Origin of the sequence: Actinocatenispora thailandica (assembly GCF_016865425.1) — a bacterium.
GTDB classification, from domain to species: domain Bacteria; phylum Actinomycetota; class Actinomycetes; order Mycobacteriales; family Micromonosporaceae; genus Actinocatenispora; species Actinocatenispora thailandica.
Window position 1 is genome coordinate 2,910,733 of record NZ_AP023355.1, and the last position, 23,865, is coordinate 2,934,597.

Sequence of the window (23,865 nt, forward strand, 5' to 3'; positions counted from 1 at the left end):
GGGGCATCGGGAGAGGCAGCCCTACCGCTTCTCCACTGCGACGTAGTCGCGGGCGGTGGGGCCGGTGTAGATCTGCCGCGGCCGGGTGATCTTGAGCTTCGGGTCGCTCATCATCTCGCGCCACTGGGCGATCCAGCCGGGCAGCCGGCCGATCGCGAACAGCACGGTGAACATCGACTCCGGGAACCCCAGCGCCTTGTAGATCAGGCCGGTGTAGAAGTCGACGTTCGGGTACAGCTTGCGCTCGACGAAGTAGTCGTCGGACAGCGCCACCTGCTCCAGCTCGATCGCGATGTCCAGCAGCGGGTCGGAGATGCCCAGCTTGGTCAGCACGTCGTCGGTCATCTTCTTGACCAGGGCGGCACGCGGGTCGTAGTTCTTGTAGACCCGGTGGCCGAAGCCCATCAGGCGGACGCCGGCCTCCTTGTTCTTCACCTTGCGCACGAACGCGGCGACGTCGTCGCCGGAGGCGTGGATGCCGCGCAGCATCTCCAGCACGGCCTGGTTCGCGCCGCCGTGCGACGGGCCGGACAGCGCGTTGATGCCGGCGGCGATCGACGCGAACAGGTTGGCCTGAGCCGACCCGACGGTCCGCACGGTCGCCGCGGAGCAGTTCTGCTCGTGGTCGGCGTGCAGGATCAGCAGCAGGTCGAGGGCGGCCCGCGCGGTCTCGTTCACCTGGTACGGCTCGGCCGGCACGCCGAAGGTCATCCGCAGGAAGTTGGAGACCATGTCGAGCGAGTTGTCCGGGTACAGCAGCGGCTGGCCGACGGACTTCTTGTAGGTGTAGGCCGCGATCGTGGGCAGCTTGGCCAGCAGCCGGATGGTGGACAGCTCCACCGCCTCGGCGTCGAACGGGTCGAGGTCGTCCGGGTAGAACGTGGACAGCGCGTTCACCGCGGAGGCCAGCACCGCCATCGGGTGCGCGTTGCGCGGGAAGCCGTCGAAGAACCGTTTCAGGTCCTCGTCCAGCAGGGTGTGATGGCGGATCTGCCCGTCGAGTTCGGCCAGCGCCTCGGCCGTCGGCAGCTCACCGTGCAGCAGCAGGTAGGTCACCTCGAGGAAGTTCGACTGCTCGGCCAGCTGGTCGATCGGGTAACCGCGGTAACGCAGGATGCCCGCGCCGCCGTCGATGTAGGTGATCTCCGATTTGCACGACGCCGTGTTCACAAACCCCGTATCGAGCGTGACCAGACCGGTCGTGGCGAGGAGTTTGGAGGAGTCGATCCCGGAGTTTCCCTCCGTCGCCGGGATGATCGGCATGTCGAGCTCGCCGTCCGGGTACCGAAGGACGGTGCTGCTCTGGTCAGTCATGGAAGGCCTTTCGTCCTCAAGACGGGGAGTGTGCGTCCGTCGATCCGCTCTCTACCACTTGTGGCGGTAGGGGTCCTGCCTGGGGTCCGCTCCCCGAATCGCTGTTACGTGCCAGTAACTTCGACGCTACTCGGCGGGCCGGGTACGTCCGGTGTGATCTTCTGCCCAATCTAGCGACCTGTCGAAACGCTTCGCGCGGGTGCCGGCCCCCGGCGAGATCCGTCACCTGCCCGCCCCCACGGTACGGCCCGCGCCCGGTCGCACTATGCCTGTGTGCCGGGTTCGTCCGGCCCCGGCAGCCGCCTCGCGCGGGCGTGCAGGTACCGCTGGTGCGGCAGGCTGGTGGCGCGGGCCGCGGCGGCCAGGTACCGCTCCCGCGCGGCGGGCAGCTCACCGGCGAGTTCCAGCAGGTGCCCGCGGACCGCGTCGGGCCGGTGGTCGCCGAGCCGGACCTGGGCGTCGAGCGCGTCGAGCGCGTCCAGCCCGGCCCGCGGGCCGCGCACCATCGCCACCGCGACCGCGTGGTTGAGCCGTACCACCGGACTGCCGTCCACCCGCAGCAGCACCTCGTACAGGGCGAGGATCTGGGGCCAGTCCGTGTCGGCCGCGCAACCCGCCTCGTCGTGCACCGCCGCGATCGCGGCCTGCAGCTGGTACGGCCCGGTGGGGCCCCGGGGCAGGGCCGCGGTGACCAGCGCGATCCCCTCGGCGATCGCCTCGGCGTCCCACCGGCTGCGGTCCTGCTCGGCCATCGGCACCAGCTCGCCGGCCGGTCCGGTACGCGCCGGTCGCCGGGCATCGGTGAGCAGCATCAGCGCGAGCAGCCCGGCCACCTCGCCGTCCGCCGGCAGCAGCCGGTGCACCAGCCGGGTCAACCGGATCGCCTCGCCGGTCAGCTCGGTGCGGGCCAGCCGCGGGCCGGCGGTGCTCGCGTACCCCTCGTTGAAGATCAGGTAGAGCACCCGCAGCACCGCGCCGAGCCGGCCGGCGTACTCGGTGCGGTCCGGGGGTGCGAACGGGATGCCGCTGGCCGCGATGCGCTGCTTGGCCCGGCTGATCCGGCGGGTCATCGTCGCCTCGGGGACCAGGAACGCCCGGGCGATCTCGGCGGTGGACAGCCCGCCGACCGCGCGCAGCGTCAGCGCGATCTGTCCGGCCGGGGTCAGCGCCGGGTGACAGCACAGGAACAGCAGCACCAGGGTGTCGTCGGTGTCGGCCGGCGCGCGGTCGGCGGCCGGTGCGAGCCGTTCGTCCGGCAGTACCCGGCGGGCGATCGTGTCCTCCCGGCGGCGCCGCGCCGACTCGGCACGCAGCAGGTCGGTGAGCCGGCGGGACGCCACCGTCAGCAGCCAGCCGCGCGGTCGCTCCGGCACCCCCTCGGCCGGCCACCGGGTCGCCGCGGCGAGCAGCGCCTCCTGGACGGCGTCCTCGGCGAGATCGAAATGGCCGTACCGGCGGACCAGCGCACCGAGGACCCGCGGCGCCTCACGGCGCAGCAGGTCCTCGATCTCGGCGGGCAGCATCGCGCCGGTTCAGGCCAGCGAGTCCTCGGCGCCGGAGGCCACCGGCCGCACGTCGACGTACCAGCCGCGGTCGGGCAGCGCACCCGCCGGATGCGGGGTGCCGGCCAGCCGGGCGGCGATCTCGACGGCCCGGTCGAAGCTGTCGCAGTCGACGATGTTGTAGCCGGCCAGCACCTCCTGGGTCTCCGCGTACGGCCCGTCGGTGACCACCGGCGCACCGTCCACCAGTTGCACCCGGCGGGCGTGCACCGGTGCGGTCAGCCCCTGGGCGTCGACCGCTTCGCCCGACTCGACCACCTCGGCCCACCAGGACTCCATGAACTCCGCCAGCTTCGCGACGTCCTCGCCGGTCCAGGCCGGTTCGGCACCGGGCCGGCCGGCCATCGCGTCGTAGTCCCGCTGCGAGCCGAAGAGCAAGATCATGTATTTCATCGTCGTCACCTCCGGGTTCGGCGGCCCCGGCGGCCGCCGTCACCACAGACGTCGGAGCCGATGGCCCGGACCGGACACCAACCTGTCCCCGAGAACAGGAAAGCACGGCGCGAGCGCGCGGCGGGGGTCCTCGGCGCCCTCCGGCGACGAACGGGTGCCGCCCGCGGCCCGCGCCGGCCGCGCGGAATCGGCTCCGGCGGGTGCCGTACGCCGGGCGCGTGGCAGGCTGGCGGAGTGGCAGACGAGACGAAGCGCGCCGTGTCCCTGCATCGGACCGGCAGCCAGACCTACCAGGTCCGCAACGAGCGGGGCGGACAGATCAGCATCGGGTCGGGCGCCGACACCGACTTCACCCCGGTGGAGCTGTTGTTGGCCGCGATCGCCGGGTGCACCGCGATCGACGTGGACATCCTGACCTCCCGCCGGGCCGAGCCGACCTCGTTCGACATCGAGTCCAGCGGCGACAAGGTGCGAGACGAGCAGGGCAACCACATGACCGGGATCGAGGTCTCGTTCCGGGTCACGTTCCCCGATGGAGAGGGCGGCGACAAGGCGCGGGCGCTGCTGCCGGAGGCGATCCGCACCTCGCACGACCGGCTGTGCACGGTCAGCCGCACCGTCCAGCTCGGCGCGGACGTCACGATGGGCGTGGCGGCCGGCTGAACGCCGGCCGCCACGCACCCGGGTCGGGGTGCGTCCGGGTCGGGGTGTCGGTGCCGGGGTCGTGGGTCGTGAGCGTCGGTCGTCATGCGCTCGGGTTGGGGTGGGTGCGGGTCGGGGTGTCGGTGCCGGGTCGTGGGTCGTGAGCGTCGGTCGTCATGCGCTCGGGTTGGGGTGGGTGCGGGTCGGGGTGTCGGTGCCGGGGTCGTGGGTCGTGGAGCGTCGGGATCGGCGTCTGCGGCGAGGGGCGTGCCGGCGGCGCTCACCGGCGGCGCTCAGTGGCGTGCGGGGCGTACCTCGGCGGCGGTGGTCCACACGGCGGCGACCGCGACGATGGCGGCCGGCGCCGGCAGGAGCAGCAGCAGCGACGCCGACCAGCTCGCCGCCGCCCACACCCCCAGGACCACCACGCACAGCGCTGCGGCGAACCGAACCGGCCGGCGCGCCACCAGGTGCAGCGCGGTCACCCACAGCCGCCGGCCGCGCAGCGCCGGGCGGGCCGCACCGAGGACCAGCGCGGCCATCGCCGCCGGTACGGCCAGCACGCTCGCCGCGCCGGTCAGTGCCACCGACGGCAGCAGCAGCGGGCTGCCGGTCGCGGTCCACACCCGCAGCGCCGCGAGCAGCAGGACCGTTGCCGCCGCCGGTACCAGCGCCTGGCGGACGGCGAACGGCCATAGCCGGACCAGCCGGGTCGCGAAGCCGGGTACCGTCGCCCGGCCGGTACCGCCGATGCCGGTGACGGTGTCCGCCAGCGCGGTCGCCGCCGGCGCCACGAGCAGCGCGTACAGGGCGACCGCGACCGGGTTGACGCCCGGCGCGACCAGCACCGGTACCGTCGCCGCGAGGCAGACCGCGACGCTCGCGCACAGCAGCGCCGGAAGGTTCGGCCACACCCCGCGCAGCAGCCGCCGGGGCGACACCTCGGTCGCCTCGACCCGCTCCCCGTGCGGCGGGACCGGCACCGCGCGGGCTCCGTGCCGCGTCGGGTCAGCCACGGATGCCCGCCGAGGCGATGCTGGCCGCGAAGCTGCGCTGGAACGCGAGGAACACCACCATCACCGGCACCACCACGGCGGTGATCGCGGCGAACACCACCACCGACGAGCCGCCCTGGCCGGCCTGCAGCGTGACCAGCCCGATCGGCAGCGTCATGTGCTGCGGGCTGGACAGGAAGATCAGCGGCCCGAAGTAGTTGTTCCAGGACGCCTCGAAGGCGAGGATCGTCATCGCGGCGAGTGCCGGCCCGGACAGCGGCACGATGATCCGGAACAGGATCCACGGATGGCTCGCCCCGTCGATGCGGGCGGCCTCGTCGAGTTCCCGCGGGATCGTGTTGAAGTACTGCCGGAAGAAGAAGATCGCGAACACGTTGATCAGCGCCGGCAGCCACAGCGCGGCGAGGTGGTCGACCAGGCCGAGGTTTCGCATCAGCACGAAGACCGGGATGATCGTGGTCTGCACCGGCACCATCAGCGCGGAGAGCATCACGAGCAGGATCGCCTCCCGCCCGCGGAAGCGCAGCCGGGAGAACGCGTAGCCGGCGAGCACGCTGACCAGCATCGAGCCGACCGTGGCGATCAGGCTGACCTGCAGGCTGTTGAGCGCCATCCGGCCGAACGGGACGAGCCCGTCGATGCGCGCGAAGTTGTCCAGCGTGAACGGCCTCGGCAGCCAGCCGGGCGGCAGCGAGAACGCCGCCCTCTCCGCGGTGAGGCTCTGCACGATCAGCCATCCCAGCGGGGCGACCATCAGCACCCCGACCACCATCAGCACCAGCCCGAGGACCACCCGCGCCGGCCGGATCCGGTGGCGTCGCCGCACCGGTACGGTGGCGCCCGTCACTGGTGCACCCATCGGCGTGACCCCCAGAACTGCAGCAGCGTGACGACCATCAGCACGGCGAACACCAGCAGCGACACGGCCGAGGCGTAGCCGACCTGGAACGACTGGAACCCCTTCTGGTACAGGTACATCACCACGCTCATCGTCGAGTTGTCCGGCCCGCCCTGCGGCGTGATGATCTGGATCGGGTCGAAGATCTGGAACGCGCCGATGAACGTGATGACCGCGGCGAAGAAGATCGTCGGCGACATCATCGGGATCGTCACGTGCCACAGCGTCTGCCAGGCGTTCGCGCCGTCCAGCCGGGCCGCCTCCAACAGCGTGTTCGGCACCGTCTGCAGGCCGGCCAGCATGATGACGAAGGTGAAGCCGATGGTGTGCCAGAAGTCGATCCCGATGATCGAGGGCAGCGCCCAGGACGGGTCGTTGAACCAGTTCGGGGTGTCCACACCGAGCTTGCCCAGGTAGTAGGTGACCAGCCCGAACGACGGGTCGAGCACGTACTTCCAGAGCAGCGCGACCGCGGCCCAGGAGATGACGAACGGGAAGAACAGCGAGGTGCGCACGAAGTACGACAGCACCCTGTTCTTGAGCCGGTTGACGCCGAGCGCGAGCAGCAGCCCGCCGACCAGGTGGGTGACCAGCGAGGCGAGCGCGAACACGAACGTGTTGGCCAGCGACCGGTACAGCAGCGGATCGCCGAACATCGCGGTGAAGTTGCCGACGCCGGCGAACCGGGCCGGTGTGAGCATGTCCCAGCGGTACAGGCTGAGCACGATCGCCGCGACGAACGGGCCGGCGACGAACAGCACGAACAGCAGCAGCGCCGGGCTCAGGAACGCGTAGCCGACCCACTGCCGGCTGCCGGCGGTCACGGACGGCTGGAGCGCCGGCGGGCGAGGCACCGCCCGCCGGCGGGTCAGGCTGATCGTCATAGCAGCGGTTTCAGCTGCTCGTTCGCCGCGTCCAGGGACTGCTTGACCGGCTTGAGGCCGGTCAGCGCGCTCTTCCAGCCGGAGCTGACGACGCGCTGCACGGCGGCGCCCTGCTTGGGCGACGGGATCGGGGTACCGTGCGCGATCGCGGCCGGCAGCAGCTTCGAGCCCTTCGGCGCGTCGGACAGGAACGCGGGGCTGTTGGCCACCGAGGTCAGCGCCGGGATGTTGGTGCCGCCGACCTTGGCGTAGAACTGCGACGCCTGGGTGGACATCAGCCACTTGAGGAACGTCCAGGCGGCCGCCTTGTTCTTGGAGGCGCGCAGGATCGGCCAGCCGTCCCAGCCGATCGGGGAGCCGGGGCCGGTCTTCGTCGGCCAGCTCATGATGCGTACCTTGTCGACGAGCTTGAGCCGGCGCATGTCCAGGGTCGGCCAGCGGCCGCCGCCGAGCGTGGCGAGCTTGCCCTTCGCCAGCTGCGCGGCGGCGTCGAAGGTACCGCCGAGCTTCGGTGCCAGGCCCGCGTCGAGCAGGCTCTTGACGTAGCTTGCGGCCTCGACCGCCTGCGGGGTGTTGAAGGTGGGGTTCTTCCAGTCGGCGTCCAGCGTGCTGCCGCCGTTGGTGAGCAGCCACGGCATGATGTCGCCGAACGGGAACGAGCCGTCGCCGAGCGCGGTCAGGTACGCCCCGGTCCTGGCCTTGATCTTCGCCCCGGCTGCCTTGAACTGTTCCCAGGTCCACTCGCCGTCCGGCAGTTCCACGCCCGCCTTGGCGAACACCTCGGTGTTGCAGTACAGCACCATCGAGTTGTAGCCGCCGGGGATGAAGTACGTCTTGCCGTCCGGCGAGCCGTACTTCTTCGTCCACTCCTTCAGGTGCGGGTCGATGCCGCCGTAGTACGCGTCGACGATTGCCTTGTCCTTGGCGATGTAGCCGTCCAGCGGTTCCAGCACGTTCTTCGACGACATCAGCAACTGGCCCTCGGTGGCCACGTCGACGATGTCGTACTCCTTGCCGCCGGCCAGCTGGGTGGAGATGGTGTTGGCGAAGGTGGCCCAGTCGCCGGAGGCGATGCCGGTCGCGGAGATCTTGATGCCCGGGTGTGCCTTGTTGAACGCCGCGAACAGGGCCTTGAACGCCGCCTGCTGCGATGCGTCGCCGAGGTACGCCAGCCGCAGGGTGCCCTTACCGGAGCCCTGGGCGCCGTTGCCGCCGCCGGATCCACCGCACCCGGCCAGCCCGCCGACGGCCGGGAGGGCCGCCGCGGCGCCCATCAGCTGGAGCACCCGACGACGCGGTACGGGCGGGGGACTGTGCGGTTCGCGCGGTACCACGATGCCTCCTTCCGGGGTCGCCCGTCCGGCACCGTGCGGTGTCCGGGCGCCCCGATGAGCAATCGATTACTCGCCGTTTGAGTGCACGGAACCTAAACCCGGGTCGCAACGGCTGTCAATAGCCGACCACCGCCCCCGCGGGGCACCGGATCGCGTCGCGTGACGCAGTGACCGTCCAGATGCGTTGGTGTAAAAGCGATCCGAGACCATAGGCCGCCGTCGGCACGATGACCTCGCGGCGCGGTGATGCTTGCGTAATCGGTTTCTCAGACCTAGGCTCGGGCCGCGTGACCCACCCGGCCGCGCCGCGCGCCGGGCCCCGGGGCGCCCGACGATCCGGTGCAGCACAAGGGGAATCCATGACCTCGACCCGGCAGCCCGCGGGACACCACCAGTACCCGGACCGTTCGCCGACCGGTGCCGCCGTGCTCGGCGTGGACATCGGCACCGCCAGCAGCAAGGGCGTGCTGGTGTCCACCACCGGCGAGATTCTGGCCCGCGCCGAGCGGGAGCATCGCGTCGACCGGCCGCACCCCGGCCACGTCGAGATGGACGGCCGGGTCTGGTGGCGGGAGTTCGTCGAGCTGTGCCGCGACCTGTGCACCGGGCACGACGCGGCGGTCGCGGCCGTCGGGGTGAGCGGGATGGGGCCGTGCACGCTGCTCACCGACGAGGCCGGCGAGCCGCTGCGGCCGGCCATCCTGTACGGCGTCGACACCCGGGCGCAGCGCCAGATCAGCGAGCTGACCGCGCGCTACGGGGCGGAGGCGATCGTCGAGCGCGGCGGCTCGGCGCTGACCAGCCAGGCGGTCGGGCCGAAACTCGCCTGGATCGCCGAGCACGAGCCCGCCGTGCGCGCCGCCGCGCGCCGCCTGTTCATGCCCAGCTCGTACCTGGTGTGGCGGCTGACCGGGGAGTACCTGCTCGACCACCACTCGGCCAGTCAGGCGGTGCCGCTCTACGACACCCGCGCGCACCGCTGGTGGGCGCCGGCCTGGTCCGACCTCGCCGCCGGGATCCAACCGCCCCGGCTGCGCTGGTCCGACGAGGTGGCCGGTGCGATCACCGCCGAGGCGGCCCGCATCACCGGCCTGCCGGCGGGTATCCCGGTGATCACCGGCACCATCGACGCCTGGGCCGAGGCGATCAGCGTCGACGCGCACCATCCGGGCGATCTGCTGCTGATGTACGGCAGCACGATGTTCCTGATCGACACGCTCGACGGGACCGACCCGGAACCGCTGACCGCGCCGCCGCTGTGGGGCACCGTCGGCGTGTTCCGCGGTACCCGGAACCTGGCCGGCGGGATGGCGACCTCCGGCGCGGTCACCGGCTGGCTGCGGGACCTGGTCGGCGGTGACTTCGGCACGCTCACCGCGGCGGCCGAGGCGTCCGGGCCGGGCGCGAACGGGCTGGTGATGCTGCCGTACTTCGCCGGCGAACGCACCCCGGTCGACGACCCCCGCGCGCGCGGCACCGTGATCGGGTTGACCCTCTCGCACACCGCCGGCGACCTGTACCGCGCGGCGCTGGAGGCGACGGCGTTCGGGGTGCGGCACAACATCGAGGCGTTCACCGCGGCCGGCGCCCCGATCGACCGGGTGGTGGCGGTCGGTGGCGGCACCCGGGGCGGGCTGTGGAGCCAGTTGGTCTCCGACGTCACCGGTCTCGCCCAGCAGGTGCGCACACACACCATCGGCGCCAGCTACGGCAGCGCGTACCTCGCCGCGCGTGCGGTCGGCGACGCTTCGATCGAGGCGTGGAACCCGCTCGCCCGCACCGTGACGCCGCGCGCCGAGCTGCGCGACGACTACGCCGAGCTGTACCGGCTCTACCGCGAGCTGGCCGCCGGCACCGCGCCCATCGCGCACGCCCTCGCCGACCGGGTCGACCGCGCGCACCGGCCGCCGGGGTGAGGCGGCAGAGCCGCCGCCCCGCACCCCTCACAGGAAGGTCCGATCATGACCCGCTATCGGTTCCCGGAGCCCACCCCCGTACCCACCGCGGCGCCGCAGACCGTGTACCTGGTCGCCAACGGTGATCTGCGGCCCGCGGCGAACGTCACCTGCTGGCCGGTGCAACAGAAGCTGGAGGCGGATCTGTCCCGCGCGGTGTCCGCGCTGGGCTGGACGATCCGGCGCGCGCACCGGGTCGACGAGGCGGCCGGGCACGGCTTCATCGACAGCCAGCGACGCGGCATCGAGGTGTTCCGCGACGTACCGCCGGACGCGCCGCTGATCGTCGCCGAGGCGGTGTGGCAGTACAGCCACCACCTGCTCGCCGGGTTGCGCTCGCACCGCGGCCCGGTCCTGGTGGTCGCCAACTGGGACGGCGGCTTCCCCGGCCTGGTCGGGCTGCTCAACCTGACCGCGAGCCTGACCAAGGCCGGGGTGGCGCACTCGTCGTTGTGGAGCGTGGACTTCACCGACGACTGGGCCGTGTCCGGCCTCCGGACCTGGCTCGCCACCGGGATCCTGGAGCACCCGACCGACCACGTCCGAGACCTGCCGGCGCTCGACGAGACCGCCGAGGAGGTCCGGCTCGGTCGTGCCCTCGCCGCGGAACTGGTGCGGCGCAAGGCGATCGTCGGGGTGTTCGACGAGGGCTGCATGGGCATGTACAACGCGATCATCGACGACGAGCTGCTCAACCCGCTCGGCATCTACAAGGAGCGGCTGTCGCAGTCCACGCTGGTGGCCGAGATGGCCCGGGTCGACGACGCGGAGGCGGACGCGGTCCGCGCCTGGCTCGACGCCGCCGGTCTGCGCTTCCACACCGGTACCGACGAGGCGACCGAACTGACCGACGCGCAGGTGCACAGCCAGCTGAAGATGTACGTGGCGGCGCTGCGGATCGCCGACGACTTCGGGCTGGACGCGGTCGGCATCCAGTACCAGCAGGGGTTGAAGGACACCGTGCCGGCCAGCGACCTGGCCGAGGGGCTGCTCAACAACGTGGCCCGGCCGCCGGTGCGCAGCCGGGACGGCTCCCGCGAGCTGTACCCGGGTGTTGCGTTGCCGCACTTCAACGAGGTGGACGAGGGTGTCGCGGTGGACGCGCTGGTCACCAACCGGATCTGGACCGCGATGCGGCTGGACCCGGCGACCACGCTGCACGACGTGCGGTGGGGCGAGGAGTACGACGGCGAGTTCGTCTGGACGTTCATGATCTCCGGTTCGGTGCCGGCCTCGCACCACGGCGGCTACGACAGGTCGTACAGCAGGCGGCAGCCGCCGATGTTCTTCCCGCTCGGCGGCGGCACCCTGTCCGGGTGCAGCAAGCCGGGCGAGATCGTCTGGTCCCGGGTGTACGTGGCCGGGGGCGTGCTGCACGCCGACCTCGGCCGGGGACACGTCGCCGACCTGCCGGCGGCCGAGACCAACCGCCGGCTTGCCCTGACCAACCCGGAGTGGCCGATCATGCACGCGGTGCTGCACGGGGTGTCCCGCAACCAGTTCATGGCCAAGCACAAGGCCAACCACGTGCAGGTGGCGTACGCGCCGGACGCGACCACCGCCGATCGCGCACTGACCGTCAAGGCGGCGCTGTTCGCCGAGCTGGGCGTCACCGTTCACCTGTGCGGCGACGTCGCTCTCGCCGCCGCCGAGCCGATGGCGGCCCGATGAGCGCCGGCGACGTGGCGCCGGACGCGACGCCACCGGCGGTGGCCGGCACGCCGGACGCGCCGCGGCGGGCCGGCCGGGGCGCCGCGCCGGTGCCGGGTCCCGGCTACCGGTGCACGCCGCACGACTCGACGCAGCGTCCGCACGTGGCCCTCCCGCTGGGCGGCATCGGTACCGGCAACGTGGCGATCTGCGCCGACGGCTCGCTACGGCAGTGGCAGCTGCACAACATCGGCAACCACGCCGGCGCGCTGCCCGGGTCGTTCTTCGCGATCCGCGCCACCAGCTGGGAACCGCCGACCGATACGGTACGGGTTCTGCAGGCGCCGGCGCGCGAGTCGACCGGCACGCCGCTGGTCACCGACGACGAGGTGGCCGACTGGCAGGCCGAGCTGCTGGCCCGGCATCCGGGTGTGGCCACCGTCGAGTTCGGCGGCACCTACCCGTTCGCCCGGCTGGCCTACCGCGACCCCGACCTGCCGCTGTCGGTGTCGCTGGAGGCGTTCACCCCGCTGGTACCGGGTGACGTGGCGGCGAGTTCGATCCCGGCGGCGCTGTTCACGTTCACCCTGACCAACACCCAGCCCTACCCGGTGCACGGCACGCTGGGCGCCGCGGTGCAGAACTGCGTCGGCTGGGACGGTGTCAGCCCGATCCACGGCGTCGACGGGGCCGGTTACGGTGGCAACACCAACCGGCTGTTCCGCGACGCGGAGTGGACCGGGGTGGCGCTGGAGAACCACACCCTGGCGCCCGACGCACCGGGCGCCGGCCAGCTGGTGCTCGCCGCCGACGACCCGGCCGCGAGCGCGCTGGTGCAGTGGCGGCAACCGGAGGAGTTCCTGACCTTCCTGGGCTCCCGGGCGCTCGCCGACGGTACCGGCCGGCTCGCCAACACCGGCGCGGCGAACCCGGACCCGCAGCGGCACGCGCCCGCCGCGGCGCTCGGCGCGAGCCCGCCAGGAGCTACCTGGAACGCCGGCCTGGGCGTCGGGTTCCTGCTGGAGCCGGGGGAGCGGCGCACCATCCGGATCGCGCTGACCTGGCGCTTTCCCAACCGCTACGTCAACTTCGAGCAGTTCGGGCCGCCCCGGCCGCAGTGGGGGCTGTCCCGGTTCTGGCTGGGCAACCACTACGCCACCGTGTACCCCGACGCGATGGCGGCGCTCGACCACGTGCGCCGGGACTGGGCGGGGCTGCGCGCCGCGTCGCTGTCCTGGCCGCGCACGCTGGACCGCTCCAGCCTGTCCGACGATGCGGTCACCCAGTTCGCCGCGCAGCTGGCCACTGTGCGCAGCCCCACCTGCTTCCGCGGCGCGGACGGCCGCTTCTACGGCTTCGAGGGCGTCCTCGGCGCCTCCACCACCATGTGGTCCGGCGCGTACGGCGGGTCCTGCCCGCTCAACTGCAACCACGTGTGGAACTACGCCCAGGCCCTCGCCGCGTTCTTCCCCGGGCTGGAACGCGACATGCGGCGTACCGAGTTCGAGGTGATGCAGGCGCCCGCCGGGTACCTGCCGCACCGCCTGATCGCGCCCACCTACCTGCGGCAGCTCTGGGACGAACCGATCGGCGGCCCGGACACCCCGGCGCTGGACGGCATGCTCGGCGCGGTCCTCAAGACCTACCGGGAGTACCGCGCCTTCCCCGCCGGTGCGGCGACCTCGCCCGGCGCGGCGAGTGGGTCCGGCGCGGCGGCCGGGTCCGGCGCCGGCCTCGACTGGCTGCGCGGGTACTGGCCGAACCTGACCCGGCTGCTGGATCACGTCGAGCGGACGTGGCACACCGACGGCTCCGGGATGCTGACCGGGATCCAGCCCAGTACCCACGACATCGACCTGTGCGGGCACAACACCTTCATGGGCACCCTCTGGCTCGCCGCGCTGCGCGCCGCCGAGACGATGGCCGGGCTGGTCGGCGACGACGCGGCGAAGCGGCACTACCGCGCGCTGTTCGAGACCGGCAGCGCCGCCTACGACGCGGCGCTGTTCAACGGCGAGTACTACGAGCAGCGGTTGCTGCCCGGTGACCGGCCGGAGTTCCAGTGGGGCAGCGGCTGCCTGTCCGACCAGCTGATCGGGCAGTGGTGGGCGCACCAGCTCGACCTGGGCCACCTGCTGCCGGCCGCACACGTACGCAGCGCGCTCGCCGCGGTGGTCCGGCACAACCTGCGGCACGGCTTCGCCGGCTTCGACCACCCGTACCGGGTGTTCGCCGACGGCGACGACACCGGTCTGCTGGTGTGCAGCTGGCCGCGCGGCGGCCGGCCGGAGGTGCCCACCCGGTACGCCGACGAGGTCTGGACCGGCACCGAGTACCAGGTGGCCGCGCACTGCCTGGCCGAGGGGCTGGTCGAGCAGGGGCAGGCGATCCTCGCCGGGCTGTGGGGCCGCTACGACGGTCGGCGGCGCAACCCGTACAACGAGGTCGAGTGCGGTGACCACTACGTCCGGTCGCTGTCGGGCTGGTCCGCCCTGCAGGCGATGAGCGGGCTGCGACACGATAGCCTCGCCGGGGCGTGGACCTTCCGCATCCCCGATCCGGCCGCGCCGACGCTGCCGTTCCTCACCACCGACGGGTACGGCCTGCTGTCCGCGGGTCCGGACTCGTCGGTGTCGATCGAATGCACCGGCGGCACCCTGCACCTGCGCGAGCTGCGCATGACCCGGGAAGCCGGGCCGGCGGGCGGTGCCGGGGCGACGGTCGGACCGGCCGGTGCCCGGTGCCTGGTCGCGGTCGACGGCGTACCGGTCGAGGCGATCGGGCAGGGCGGGCCGGACGAGGTGCGCGTCGCGTTCCCGGCCGCGGTGCGGCTGGCCGCCGGCAGCACGCTGACGCTGACCGGGGTGGGGCAGGCGAGGGGATGAGCGGCCGATGGTGAAGATCGTCGACGTGGCCCGCGAGGCGGGCACGTCGGTGGCCACGGTCTCGCGCGCCCTGAACGACAACGACCGGGTCGACCCGCGGCTGGCCGCGCGGGTGCGGGCCGCGGCGGAGAAGCTCGGGTACCGCCCCAACCACCTGGCCCGCAGCCTGCGCCGGCAGCGTTCCAACCTGTGGCTGCTGATCATCTCCGACATCGAGGTCGCGTTCTTCACCTCGGTGGCGCGCGGGGTGGAGGACGTCGCGGTCGCGAACGGCTACTCGGTGGTGCTGTGCAACGCCGACGAGGACGAGACGAAGGAGTCGAAGTACATCCAGCTCGCGGCGGCCGAGCACGCGGCCGGCGTGATCATCTCGCCGCACAGTACCCAGACCCAGATCGACCGGCTGGCCGCGGACTCGATCCCGGTGGTGGTCATCGACCGCAGCCTGGCCGCGCCGGTGGACTGGGTGATGGTCGACTCGCGGGGCGGCGCGCTCGCCGCCACCGAGCACCTGATCCGGCAGGGCTGGCAGCGGCCGGCCTGCGTGACCGGCCCGCGCTCGGCCGAGACCGCGATGCTGCGCCGGCTCGGCTACGAGGACGCGTTGCGGGCGGCGGGCATCCGGACCCGGCGGGTGACCCACCGCAGCTTCCACCTCGATGGCGGCCGGGCCGGGGCGGCGAGCCTGCTCGACCGGGACCGCCCACCGGACTCGTTCTTCGTCGCGAACGCGGCGCTGGCGCTGGGCGTCCTGCAGGAGTTGCACGCCCGGGGGCTGCGGCCGGGTCGCGACGTGGGGCTGATCTGCTTCGACGACGCGCCGTGGGCGCCGTTCATCGACCCGCCCATCTCGGTGGTCGCGCAGCCCGCGTACCGGATCGGTACCCAGGCGGCCACGCTGCTGGTGGACCGGATCGGCGGCACCGCGGAGGGCCCACCGCGGCGGGTGGTGCTGGGCACCGACCTGATCCTGCGGGAGAGCTCGGTGCATCCGTGACGCGCCACGGCGCCGGTACCCGACGGGTACCGGCGCCGTGGTGGGTGTGCTCAGATCAGGCCGAGCTTGGCGACCGCGTCGCGCTCCTCGGTCAGCTCGCGCACCGAGGCGTCGATGCGGGCCCGGGAGAACTCGTCGATGTCGAGCCCCGGAACGATCTCGTACTTGCCGCCACGGGCGACGACCGGGAACGAGGAGATCAGCCCCTCGGGCACCCCGTAGGACCCGTCGGAGACGACACCGGCGGAGGTCCAGTCGTCGGTGCCGTGCACCCAGTCGTACACGTGGTCGATGGCGGCGTTCGCGGCGGAGGCGGCGGACGACGCGCCGCGCGCCTCGATGATCGCCGCACCGCGCTTGGCCACGGTGGGGATGAACGTCTCCTCCAGCCACGCGTGGTCGACCTGCTCGGCGGCGCTGCGCCCGCCGACCTGGGCGTGGAACAGGTCGGGGTACTGGGTGGCGGAGTGGTTGCCCCAGATCGACATCGTGGTGATGTCGGTGACCGCGACCCCGAGCTTGGTGGCGAGCTGCGACAGCGCCCGGTTGTGGTCCAGCCGGGTCATCGCGGTGAACCGCTCGGCCGGCACGTCCGGCGCGTGCCGCTGCGCGATCAGCGCGTTGGTGTTGGCCGGGTTGCCGACCACGAGCACCTTCACGTCGTCGGCGGCGCCGGCGTTGATCGCCTCGCCCTGCGGCTTGAAGATGCCGCCGTTGGCCTCCAGCAGGTCGCCGCGCTCCATGCCCTTGCTGCGCGGCCGGGCGCCGACCAGCAGCGCGACGTTCACCCCGTCGAACGCCTGCTTGGCGTTGTCGGTGATGTCGACGCCGGCGAGCAGCGGGAAGGCGCAGTCGTCGAGTTCCATCGCGGTGCCCTCGGCCGCCTTGACCGCCTGTGGGATCTCCAGCAGCCGCAGCCGTACCGGCGTGTCCGCGCCGAGCAGCTGGCCGGAGGCGATGCGGAACAGCAGGGCGTAACCGATCGCACCGGCCGCTCCGGTGACGGTCACGTTGACAGGCGCCTGCGCCATGTGTGCTCACTCCGTTCGGATGTCAAGTCCGTGTCCAGCGCGGATGCTACTCGCCCGGTAACCCGGCCGAGCCGGCGTGTGCGGCGGCCGTCCGACCGGTCACCGAGCGGATCGCGCCGGCCCGGGAAGAATCACTTGACGTCTCATCATTAGACATCTAACGTTATTGCCCATGGGAACTCTGGACGGACAGATCGCACTGGTCACCGGCAGCTCGCGCGGCATCGGCGCCGGCATCGCCGCCGAACTCGCCCGACAGGGCGCCGCCGTCGCCGTGCACGGCAGGGACGCCGCGGCCGTCGCCGACGTGGTGGCGCGGCTGCGGGACGCGGGCGGCAGCGCACTCGGGGTCACCGGCGACGTCACCCGACTCGACGACATCGAGGCCATCCGGGCCCGGCTCGAGGCCGAGCTGGGGCCGGTGCGCATCCTGGTGGCCAACGCCGGCGGCAGTCCCACGCCGCCCGCGGTGCTGGAGGACATCAGCGAGCAGGACTGGCGGGCCGGTGTGGACACCAACCTGCTCGCCACGTTCCTGACGCTCAAGTGCTTCCTGCCCGGCATGAAGCAGCGCCGGGCCGGCAGCATCGTCACGATCTCGTCGGCCGCCGGCCGGCGGGCCCACCCGCGCTCGCCGATGGCGTACGCCGCGGCCAAGGCGGGCATCGACCTGCTCACCCAGCAGGTCGCCGCGCAGGCCGGGCCGTACGGGATCCGAGCCAACTGCGTCGCCCCGGAGACGATCATGACCGAGCGCAACGCCCGGATGATCCCGGCCGGGCAGCAGGAGACGCTGACCGAGATGCACCCGCTGCGCCGGCTCGGCACCCCGGACGACGTGGCGCGGGCGGTCGCCTTCCTGGTCGCGGACGGCGCGGACTGGATCACCGGTACCGTCCTCGACGTCGCCGGCGGCGCGGTCATGGTGTGACCGGCGGCGGGCCGCGCGGCCGGCACGCGGGCTTCGGGGCAGCTCCCTAGAGCGGCTCGGCCAGCACGTCGTTGAGGTCGTAGCGCGCCGGCTCGTCCAGCTGCTCGTACGTGCAGGAGCGCGGGTCGCGGTCCGGCCGCCACCGGACGAACTGGGCGGTGTGCCGGAACCGGACGCCCTCCATGTGCTCGTAGCGCACCTCGACCACCCGTTCGGGCCGCAGCGGGACGAACGTCAGGTCCTTGCCGCCGGACCACCGGCTGCCCTCGGCGTTGCGCGGGGTACGGGTCCCCTCCTGCTGCTTCGCCCAGGCCCACGGATGGTCGTCGAAGTCGGTCACCAGCGGCTGCAACTCGGTGAACAGCTCCGCCCGGCGGGCCATCGGGAACGCCCCGATCACCCCGACGCTCACCAGCTCGCCCGCGTCGTCGTACAAGCCGAGCAGCAGCGAGCCGATCCGGTCCGGGCCCGACTTGTGCAGCCGGTACCCGGCGACCACGCAGTCCGCGGTCCGCTCGTGCTTGATCTTGAACATGGTCCGCTTGTCCGGCTCGTACCGGCCGTCCAGCCGCTTCGCCACCACGCCGTCCAGCCCGGCGCCCTCGAACTGCTCGAACCAGCGTTTCGCCACCGCCGGCTCGGTGGTCGCGGCGGTGACGTGGATCGGCGCGCGGGCGCCTGCGAGCGCCTCCCGCAGCGTCGCGCGGCGCTGCGCGAACGGGCGGTCGGTGTAGTCGGTGTCGTCGAGCGCGAGCAGGTCGAAGGCGACGAACCGGGCCGGGGTGGTCTCGGACAGCAGCGTGACCCGGCTCTTCGCCGGGTGGATCCGCTGCTGCAGCGCGTCGAAGTCGAGTCGGTCGCCGCTCGCCGCGACCAGGATGATCTCACCGTCGATCACGCACCGCTCGGGCAGCTGCGCCAGCGCCGCGGCGACCAGCTCGGGAAAGTAGCGGGTCATCGGGCGTTCGTTGCGGCTGCCGATCTCCACCTCGGCGCCGTCCCGGAAGAAGATCGACCGGAAGCCGTCCCACTTCGGCTCGTAGCACAGCTCGCCCTCCGGGATCTGCTTCACCGGCTTGGCCAGCATCGGCGCCACCGGGGGCATCACAGGCAGTCGCATGGCGCCCATTGTTCCCCGGGCAGGGCGCCGGGCGGTGTGATCGAGGCGGATCCGGCGTGCCGCGGTGTGACCGGCGAGACGAGAAAAATAGTCAGCCCAACTGTACAGTTTCAACTGTCTAAATTATCGTGGAGCCCAGGGCCGGCCGATCCGTGCCGGCCACGACCACCCGGGGGCGCTGGCGAATGACGACGATCCTGGCTCGGATCCGGCGCCGGGACGGCGGTGGCCGGGACGCCGACCGGTTCGACCGGCGGCTGATCGCACCGATGCTGCTCGGCTCGATCCTCAACCCGGTCAACTCGTCGATCATCGCCGTCTCGCTGGTGCCGATCGGTGTCGCGTTCGGTGCACCACCGGCGCAGACCGCCTGGCTGGTCTCCGCGCTGTACCTGGCGACCTCGATCGGACAACCGGTCGTCGGCCGGCTGATCGACCTGTACGGGCCGCGCCGGCTCTACCTCGCCGGTGCCACCCTGGTCGGAGTCGCCGGAGCCCTCGGTACCGCCGCGCCCGACCTCGGCGTGCTGGTCGCAGCCCGGGTACTGCTCGGGTTCGGCACCTGCGCCGGCTACCCGGCCGCGATGTACCTGATCCGCAGCGAGGCCACCCGGACCGGCCGGGACAGCCCGGCCGCCGTGCTCACCGCGCTCGCCGTGGCCAGCCAGACCATCGCGGTCATCGGGCCCACCCTCGGCGGCCTGCTCATCGGCGTCGGCGGCTGGCGCGCCACGTTCGCGCTCAACATCCCGCTCGCCGGCGCCAGCCTGCTGCTCGGCGCGCTGCGGCTGCCGCGCACACCGCCGCGGGCCCGCAGCGCCGACCAGCGGCTGACCCGGCTCGTCGATCTCGCCGGGATGGCGCTGTTCGCCGCGGCGCTGGTCGCGCTGCTGCTGTTCCTGATGAGCCCCGCGGTGCGGCACCTGTACCTGGCGGCGATCGCCGTCGCCGCCGCGGCCGGCTTCGCGGTGCGCGAGCTGCGTGCCCGTACCCCGTTCATCGACCTGCGGGTGCTGGGCGGCAACGCCCCGCTGCTCGCGAGCTACGCGCGGGCGCTGCTGGCGATGACCGTCGGCTACGCCGTGCTGTACGGGTTCACCCAGTGGCTGGAGGACGGCCGCGGTCTGACCGCGACCGGCGCCGGGCTGGTCCTGCTTTTCCTGTCGCTCTCCTCGCTCGCGGTCTCGGCCGTCACCGGCCGGCGAGCCGAGATCCGCGGCAAGCTCGTCGTCGGCGCGCTCACCCAGCTCGCGGCCGGTCTGCTGCTGCTGTTCGCGGCCACCGCCGGCAGCCCGATCTGGTTGCTGCTGGCCATCGCCGTGGTGGCCGGGGTCCCGCAGGGACTCAACAACCTCGCCAACCAGAACGCGGTCTACCACCAGGCCGACCCGGCCCAGATCGGCGCGTCCGCCGGGCTGCTGCGCACCTTCAGCTACCTCGGTGCGATCGTGGCGTCCGCGGCGAACGCCGGATTCCTCGCGCACGGCGCCGACACCGCCGGGCTGCACCACCTCGCCGCGTTCCTGGTCTGCGTCGCCGCGCTGTTCCTGCTCGTCACCCTCGCCGACCGGTCGCTTCGCCGAATCACCGGCCGGCCCGGCAGCGCCTAGCGCGGCGGGCACCCACCCCGCGCGGCCGGGCCGTGGCCGGTTGGTCGCAACCTCGTCGCGCGGCGGGTCGTTGTCTCTGCCGGGGGCCCACCGCCGCGCACACCGCGGCCGCAGGGGCCGGTGCAGCGCAAGGCGGGGAGGGGCCGCGGGTGGCGGAGTTCGAGCCGGTGAACGACCTGGAACGGCAGATGCGGGAGGCGCTGGCCGCCGGGGACCAGGAGGAGTACCTGCGCATGCTGTCCGGCGCCGAGCTGGTGCTGCCGGTCGGCGAGGACGACCGCACGGTGTGGCCGACGATGGTTGCCGACGGCCGCACCTTCGTCGCGGCGTACACCTCGACGGCGGCGATGGTCGTCTCCACCGTCGGCCAGTACGAGCAGGGGCGGCCGGTGCGGTTCCGCGACCTGGTCGACGACTGGCCCGATCCGGGCTGGTCGCTGGTGGTCGACCCGGGGTTGGTGCTCGCCGCGCACCTGCCGGCGAGCCTGATCCGGCAGATCGCCGGCGGCGAGTTCGCGGTCACCGAGCCCGAGCCGCCCGTCGAGGTGCCGCCGCACGACCCGTGGGCCCCGGAGCAGGCCACCGGCTGGCCGCCGAACGCCGAACCGGCGCTCGCCGAGCTCGACGAGGCGGCGGTACCGACCGTGATGCAGAAGGCGGTGCCGCCCAACCAGGTCCGGTTCTACCTGGACAAGGGGTACGACTGGGTGGCCGGCTACGTGCACCGCTGGCAGGACGCCGCGGAGCTGGAGACCGTCCCGGACATCGTGCGCAACCTGGGCCTGGGGTACCCGGGCTCGCCGTTCGCGGTGACCGACAGCTCGCTGTTCCTGCTGCGCTGGACGGCCTACCGCGCCGAGCTGTACCGCACCCCGCTCGGCGCCACCGACGACGACCGGCTCGCCGAGGTGCCGGGCGGCTGGGTGGTGGAACACCCGCCGTTCGCCGGAAACGGGCAGGTCGCCGGGTCCCGGCTGGCCATCCCCGAGTTCAAGATCCACAGCATGCGGCTGCCGCACCAGGCGGAGATGTGGCGCATCGACGCGGCCGGCGAGCACACCTTCGTCGCGGTGTACGACGCCGACGAGCGGCGCTGGCTGGTCAACCGAGAACTGGTGGGGGAGCAGTGATCCGGGACGGGTACTACGCCCGCTGGCAGGGCGACGAGTTCGACGCCGCACCGAGCAGCGCCGGCGCCCACCTGTACTCCGAGCGCGCCGACCGGGTCGGCTTCGAGGCGGTCACCGCCGGCCGGTACCGGCGGGTCGTGCCGTTCTCCGACCTCGACGAGTTCGGCTACGTCATCACCACCGGCAGCTACCGCAACGAGCCGGTGAAGGTGCTCGCCGAGCACGAGCAGTGGCTGCGCATCGAGTACACCGGCGGCCGGTCGCCGCGGGCCGAACTGCTTGGCCTGGACCGGTTCGACCGCGGGGTCTACCAGTCCTGGGTGCCGCGCGACGAGGTGGCCGACCTGCACGAGGAACACCTCTGAGCCGACCGCGGCCGGGCGGGCCGGTCCGGGCCGGGCGCCGAACGGCCGGGCCTCTGGGCGGGCCGCGCCGGACCGCCGGGCCGCCCCCGGTTGCGGTCGTGCCGGTGCGCCGGACCGTGCCGCACCGGCTCAGAACCGGGCGAAGGAGCGCAGCGGCGCGCGCGGTGCGCGGCGCGGCTCCTGCACCCCGGCGTGCACGACCAGCCGGACCACCCGCGCCCGGTGCCCGTCGAACGGCGCCAGCAGCTCCAGCATCCGCTGGTCGGTGCCGCGCGGCTCGCCGGCAAGCGCGTACGCGACCTGGTGCGGCACGTGGTAGTCGCCGACGCTGACCGCGTCCGGGTCGCCGTACGCCACCGCCGACACCTCCGCCGCGGTCCACGGCCCGATCCCGGGCCGGGTCATCAGCAGCCGGCGGGCCTGCGCCGGCGGCTCGGCGACGGTGCGCTCCAGCCGGTCGGCGACCAGGGCGAGGCGGCGCAGCGTGTCGGCGCGGCGTTGCTCGATGCCGAGCGGGTGGAACGCCCAGTACGGTGCGGTCGCCACGCTCTCGGCGGGCGGTGGCAGCAACAGCCGCACCGGCCCCGGCGCGGGCTCGGCGAACCGCCGGACCAGCGCCGCGTACGACCGGGTCGCCTCGACGGTGGTCACCTTCTGTGCCAGCACCGCCCGGGTCAGCTCGTCGAACACCCGCTCGGTCCGGGCCAGCCGGATGCCCGGCATGGCGTCCGCGAGCACCGCCACCACCGGGTGTTGCCGGGCCAACGGCAGGAACCCCGCCGCGTCGTCGCGCAGCCCGGCCAGCGCGTCGGCGCGGGCCAGCAGCCACCCGGCTCCCGGCCCGAACGCCGTCGCCGTCACCGCCGCCTGCTGGTACCTCAGGTGCACGGTGCCCGGGCCGTCCGGCGTGCGGCTCGCCTTCCACAGCTCGCCGGCACCGAGCCGCGTCGTCGGGTCGTGCCGGCCGGTGCGCAGCACCCCGACCGTGCGACCGAAGTCGTACCGGTCGGGGACCGGCAGCACCCGGCTCGCCGGCGCCTCGCCCGGCGGAGCGGCTCCCGTGCCGGTCATGCCACGGTCCGGGCGGCGGCGGTGCGCAACCCGCGCAGCAGCAGCCGGGGATCGCCGAGCAGTCCGCGCAACCGGCGTTCCAACCCGGCGATCGGGACCAGGTTCTGCGGCGCCCGCGGATCCTTGTACGGCGTGGAGGCGAACCGGGGGAGCGTCACCGCGGACAGGTCCGCCCAGCCGACCGCGTCCGGCAGCGACCAGTCGGCCGGGCACTCCAGCCGGACGATGCCCGACCATGGCGACCCGATCGCGGCCGGCCGGGTCGGTGCGGTCGTCGCGGTGGCGCCGGCCGGTAGCCGCAGGTACCAGGAGTAGCGGTGCCACTGGCCGCCGAGCAGGAACAGGGGGGTGCGCTGGCCCGGCGCGAGCGCGGTCACCACCCGGGTCAGCTCCGGATCGAGGTACTGCTTGTGGTGCGTCTTGGCGTACCCGAGGGTGCGCGGCATGCCGGTGCGTCCGCGCAGCGGCCCGTCCACCACGAGCAGGTCGTCGGTGCTGCCGGCCTCGGCCCGCACCCGCTGCGAGACCTGCACCTCCAACTCGTACAGCCGGCGCTGGAGCTCGGCGTCGACCTGGCTCGGGTCGTCTCCGACCACCCGGTGCGGTGCGTACACCGCGCGGTCGTGCGCGCGCAGCGGTGCCACCGACGGGCCGGGGGCGAACAGCCCGTGCGTCACCGCCGACAGCGCCAGCTCGGCCGCGCCGCCGGCGAGATCGCAGCGCACCGCACCCGCCGCGTACGACGCGCAGACGCCGGGGCGGGCGACGCCCTCGTCGTCCTCCACCCAGACCCGCGCGTCGATTCGGCGGACCCCGTCGACCAGCAACACGGTGCGCGGCGAGCGGACGCCACCGGACGGGGTCAGCGGTGCCCAGGCGCCGGTCGGGCGCTCCACGCCGGCATCGACCGGCGCGCTGCTGGTGGCCGCCGGGCCGGTCCCGCCGCCGGCATCCGCCTCGAAGGAACGCCCGTACGACGGGTCCCAGGCGTCGACGTGCACCCTCACCGCAGCCCTCCAGTGCTCATGGGGCATCGCGCCGCGCGCCCGTGACTCGTGCACCGCCCGGCCCTGGTCG

20 protein-coding genes are annotated in these 23,865 nt (G+C 73.1%); 9 read left to right on the forward strand and 11 right to left on the reverse strand.

What is annotated here, in order from left to right; genetic code table 11:
- Positions 1-21 precede the first annotated feature (21 nt).
- The 3 genes from Athai_RS12920 to Athai_RS12930 form a co-directional block, all read right to left on the reverse strand.
- Positions 22-1,314, reverse strand: coding sequence for a citrate synthase (locus tag Athai_RS12920; protein ID WP_203961718.1), 1,293 nt, complete (start codon positions 1,312-1,314; stop codon positions 22-24).
- 263 nt (positions 1,315-1,577) lie between these two features.
- Positions 1,578-2,837, reverse strand: coding sequence for an RNA polymerase sigma factor (locus tag Athai_RS12925; RefSeq protein ID WP_203961719.1), 1,260 nt, complete (start codon positions 2,835-2,837; stop codon positions 1,578-1,580).
- 9 nt (positions 2,838-2,846) lie between these two features.
- On the reverse strand, positions 2,847-3,269 hold the full coding sequence (locus tag Athai_RS12930; protein WP_203961720.1) for a YciI family protein: 423 nt from the start codon (positions 3,267-3,269) through the stop codon (positions 2,847-2,849).
- A 234-nt stretch (positions 3,270-3,503) separates the two neighbouring features.
- Between Athai_RS12930 and Athai_RS12935 the strand changes: the two genes are divergently transcribed.
- A complete protein-coding gene (locus Athai_RS12935; RefSeq protein ID WP_203961721.1) occupies positions 3,504-3,932 on the forward strand; it encodes an OsmC family protein in 429 nt (142 codons plus the stop codon).
- A gap of 272 nt (positions 3,933-4,204) precedes the next feature.
- Here Athai_RS12935 and Athai_RS12940 read toward each other — a convergent pair whose 3' ends face one another.
- Genes Athai_RS12940 through Athai_RS12955 form a run of 4 tightly spaced genes read right to left on the reverse strand, consistent with a single transcriptional unit; the run spans position 4,205 to position 7,995 of the window.
- Positions 4,205-4,894, reverse strand: coding sequence for a hypothetical protein (locus Athai_RS12940; protein ID WP_203961722.1), 690 nt, complete (start codon positions 4,892-4,894; stop codon positions 4,205-4,207).
- A gap of 25 nt (positions 4,895-4,919) precedes the next feature.
- The gene (locus tag Athai_RS12945; protein ID WP_203961723.1) at positions 4,920-5,786 is read right to left on the reverse strand and encodes a carbohydrate ABC transporter permease; all 867 of its coding nucleotides are present in this window, start codon (positions 5,784-5,786) and stop codon (positions 4,920-4,922) included.
- On the reverse strand, positions 5,771-6,709 hold the full coding sequence (locus Athai_RS12950; RefSeq protein ID WP_203961724.1) for a carbohydrate ABC transporter permease: 939 nt from the start codon (positions 6,707-6,709) through the stop codon (positions 5,771-5,773). The genes Athai_RS12945 and Athai_RS12950 overlap by 16 nt, the downstream gene beginning before the upstream one ends.
- Positions 6,706-7,995: an ABC transporter substrate-binding protein gene (locus Athai_RS12955; RefSeq protein ID WP_203961725.1), complete on the reverse strand. Its 1,290-nt coding sequence runs from the start codon at positions 7,993-7,995 to the stop codon at positions 6,706-6,708. The genes Athai_RS12950 and Athai_RS12955 overlap by 4 nt, the downstream gene beginning before the upstream one ends.
- Positions 7,996-8,402: 407 nt before the next feature.
- Here Athai_RS12955 and Athai_RS12960 point away from each other — a divergent pair, with 407 nt between their 5' ends.
- From Athai_RS12960 to Athai_RS12975, 4 genes are read left to right on the forward strand one after another with little or no spacing between them, the layout of a single operon-like run.
- On the forward strand, positions 8,403-9,959 hold the full coding sequence (locus Athai_RS12960; RefSeq protein WP_203961726.1) for an FGGY-family carbohydrate kinase: 1,557 nt from the start codon (positions 8,403-8,405) through the stop codon (positions 9,957-9,959).
- Positions 9,960-10,004: 45 nt separating this feature from the next.
- The gene (locus Athai_RS12965; RefSeq protein WP_203961727.1) at positions 10,005-11,669 is read left to right on the forward strand and encodes a fucose isomerase; all 1,665 of its coding nucleotides are present in this window, start codon (positions 10,005-10,007) and stop codon (positions 11,667-11,669) included.
- On the forward strand, positions 11,666-14,533 hold the full coding sequence (locus tag Athai_RS12970) for a GH116 family glycosyl-hydrolase (protein ID WP_203961728.1): 2,868 nt from the start codon (positions 11,666-11,668) through the stop codon (positions 14,531-14,533). Before Athai_RS12965 ends, Athai_RS12970 begins: the two co-directional genes overlap by 4 nt.
- 7 nt (positions 14,534-14,540) lie before the next feature.
- Positions 14,541-15,530 (forward strand): LacI family DNA-binding transcriptional regulator, encoded by a 990-nt coding sequence (locus tag Athai_RS12975; protein WP_203961729.1) that lies wholly within the window; start codon positions 14,541-14,543, stop codon positions 15,528-15,530.
- Positions 15,531-15,580: 50 nt separating this feature from the next.
- Here Athai_RS12975 and Athai_RS12980 read toward each other — a convergent pair whose 3' ends face one another.
- Entirely contained in the window at positions 15,581-16,561 is a 981-nt protein-coding gene (locus Athai_RS12980; RefSeq protein WP_203961730.1) for a malate dehydrogenase, read from the reverse strand.
- Positions 16,562-16,733: 172 nt separating this feature from the next.
- On the opposite strand from Athai_RS12980, the gene Athai_RS12985 reads away from it, so the two are divergent.
- A complete protein-coding gene (locus tag Athai_RS12985) occupies positions 16,734-17,492 on the forward strand; it encodes an SDR family NAD(P)-dependent oxidoreductase (protein ID WP_203961731.1) in 759 nt (252 codons plus the stop codon).
- 46 nt (positions 17,493-17,538) lie between these two features.
- Here the strand turns inward: Athai_RS12985 and Athai_RS12990 are convergent, their stop codons facing one another.
- Entirely contained in the window at positions 17,539-18,612 is a 1,074-nt protein-coding gene (locus Athai_RS12990) for an ATP-dependent DNA ligase (RefSeq protein WP_203961732.1), read from the reverse strand.
- A 185-nt stretch (positions 18,613-18,797) separates the two neighbouring features.
- Here Athai_RS12990 and Athai_RS12995 point away from each other — a divergent pair, with 185 nt between their 5' ends.
- The 3 genes from Athai_RS12995 (at position 18,798) to Athai_RS13005 (ending at position 21,717) form a co-directional block, all read left to right on the forward strand.
- Positions 18,798-20,222, forward strand: coding sequence for an MFS transporter (locus Athai_RS12995; protein ID WP_203961733.1), 1,425 nt, complete (start codon positions 18,798-18,800; stop codon positions 20,220-20,222).
- 149 nt (positions 20,223-20,371) lie between these two features.
- A complete protein-coding gene (locus Athai_RS13000; RefSeq protein ID WP_203961734.1) occupies positions 20,372-21,352 on the forward strand; it encodes an SseB family protein in 981 nt (326 codons plus the stop codon).
- A complete protein-coding gene (locus tag Athai_RS13005; protein WP_203961735.1) occupies positions 21,349-21,717 on the forward strand; it encodes a hypothetical protein in 369 nt (122 codons plus the stop codon). Before Athai_RS13000 ends, Athai_RS13005 begins: the two co-directional genes overlap by 4 nt.
- Positions 21,718-21,846: 129 nt before the next feature.
- Here Athai_RS13005 and Athai_RS13010 read toward each other — a convergent pair whose 3' ends face one another.
- Together Athai_RS13010 and Athai_RS13015 are read right to left on the reverse strand one after the other, a co-directional pair.
- Positions 21,847-22,788, reverse strand: a complete 942-nt coding sequence (locus tag Athai_RS13010) for a DNA-3-methyladenine glycosylase family protein (protein WP_203961736.1) — start codon at positions 22,786-22,788, stop codon at positions 21,847-21,849.
- Positions 22,785-23,795: a hypothetical protein gene (locus Athai_RS13015; RefSeq protein WP_420829778.1), complete on the reverse strand. Its 1,011-nt coding sequence runs from the start codon at positions 23,793-23,795 to the stop codon at positions 22,785-22,787. The genes Athai_RS13010 and Athai_RS13015 overlap by 4 nt, the downstream gene beginning before the upstream one ends.
- Positions 23,796-23,865: the final 70 nt, after the last annotated feature.

Coding starts and splice junctions, on each gene's coding strand:
- Athai_RS12950 (WP_203961724.1), bottom strand. CDS start 6,709: ATGACGATCAGCCTGACCCGCCGGCGGGCGGTGCCTCGCCCGCCGGCG.
- Athai_RS12920 (WP_203961718.1), bottom strand. CDS start 1,314: ATGACTGACCAGAGCAGCACCGTCCTTCGGTACCCGGACGGCGAGCTC.
- Athai_RS13010 (WP_203961736.1), bottom strand. CDS start 22,788: ATGACCGGCACGGGAGCCGCTCCGCCGGGCGAGGCGCCGGCGAGCCGG.
- Athai_RS12975 (WP_203961729.1), top strand. CDS start 14,541: ATGGTGAAGATCGTCGACGTGGCCCGCGAGGCGGGCACGTCGGTGGCC.
- Athai_RS12985 (WP_203961731.1), top strand. CDS start 16,734: ATGGGAACTCTGGACGGACAGATCGCACTGGTCACCGGCAGCTCGCGC.
- Athai_RS12990 (WP_203961732.1), bottom strand. CDS start 18,612: ATGCGACTGCCTGTGATGCCCCCGGTGGCGCCGATGCTGGCCAAGCCG.
- Athai_RS12965 (WP_203961727.1), top strand. CDS start 10,005: ATGACCCGCTATCGGTTCCCGGAGCCCACCCCCGTACCCACCGCGGCG.
- Athai_RS12945 (WP_203961723.1), bottom strand. CDS start 5,786: ATGGGTGCACCAGTGACGGGCGCCACCGTACCGGTGCGGCGACGCCAC.
- Athai_RS12970 (WP_203961728.1), top strand. CDS start 11,666: ATGAGCGCCGGCGACGTGGCGCCGGACGCGACGCCACCGGCGGTGGCC.
- Athai_RS12960 (WP_203961726.1), top strand. CDS start 8,403: ATGACCTCGACCCGGCAGCCCGCGGGACACCACCAGTACCCGGACCGT.
- Athai_RS12995 (WP_203961733.1), top strand. CDS start 18,798: ATGACGACGATCCTGGCTCGGATCCGGCGCCGGGACGGCGGTGGCCGG.
- Athai_RS12930 (WP_203961720.1), bottom strand. CDS start 3,269: ATGAAATACATGATCTTGCTCTTCGGCTCGCAGCGGGACTACGACGCG.
- Athai_RS12925 (WP_203961719.1), bottom strand. CDS start 2,837: ATGCTGCCCGCCGAGATCGAGGACCTGCTGCGCCGTGAGGCGCCGCGG.
- Athai_RS12980 (WP_203961730.1), bottom strand. CDS start 16,561: ATGGCGCAGGCGCCTGTCAACGTGACCGTCACCGGAGCGGCCGGTGCG.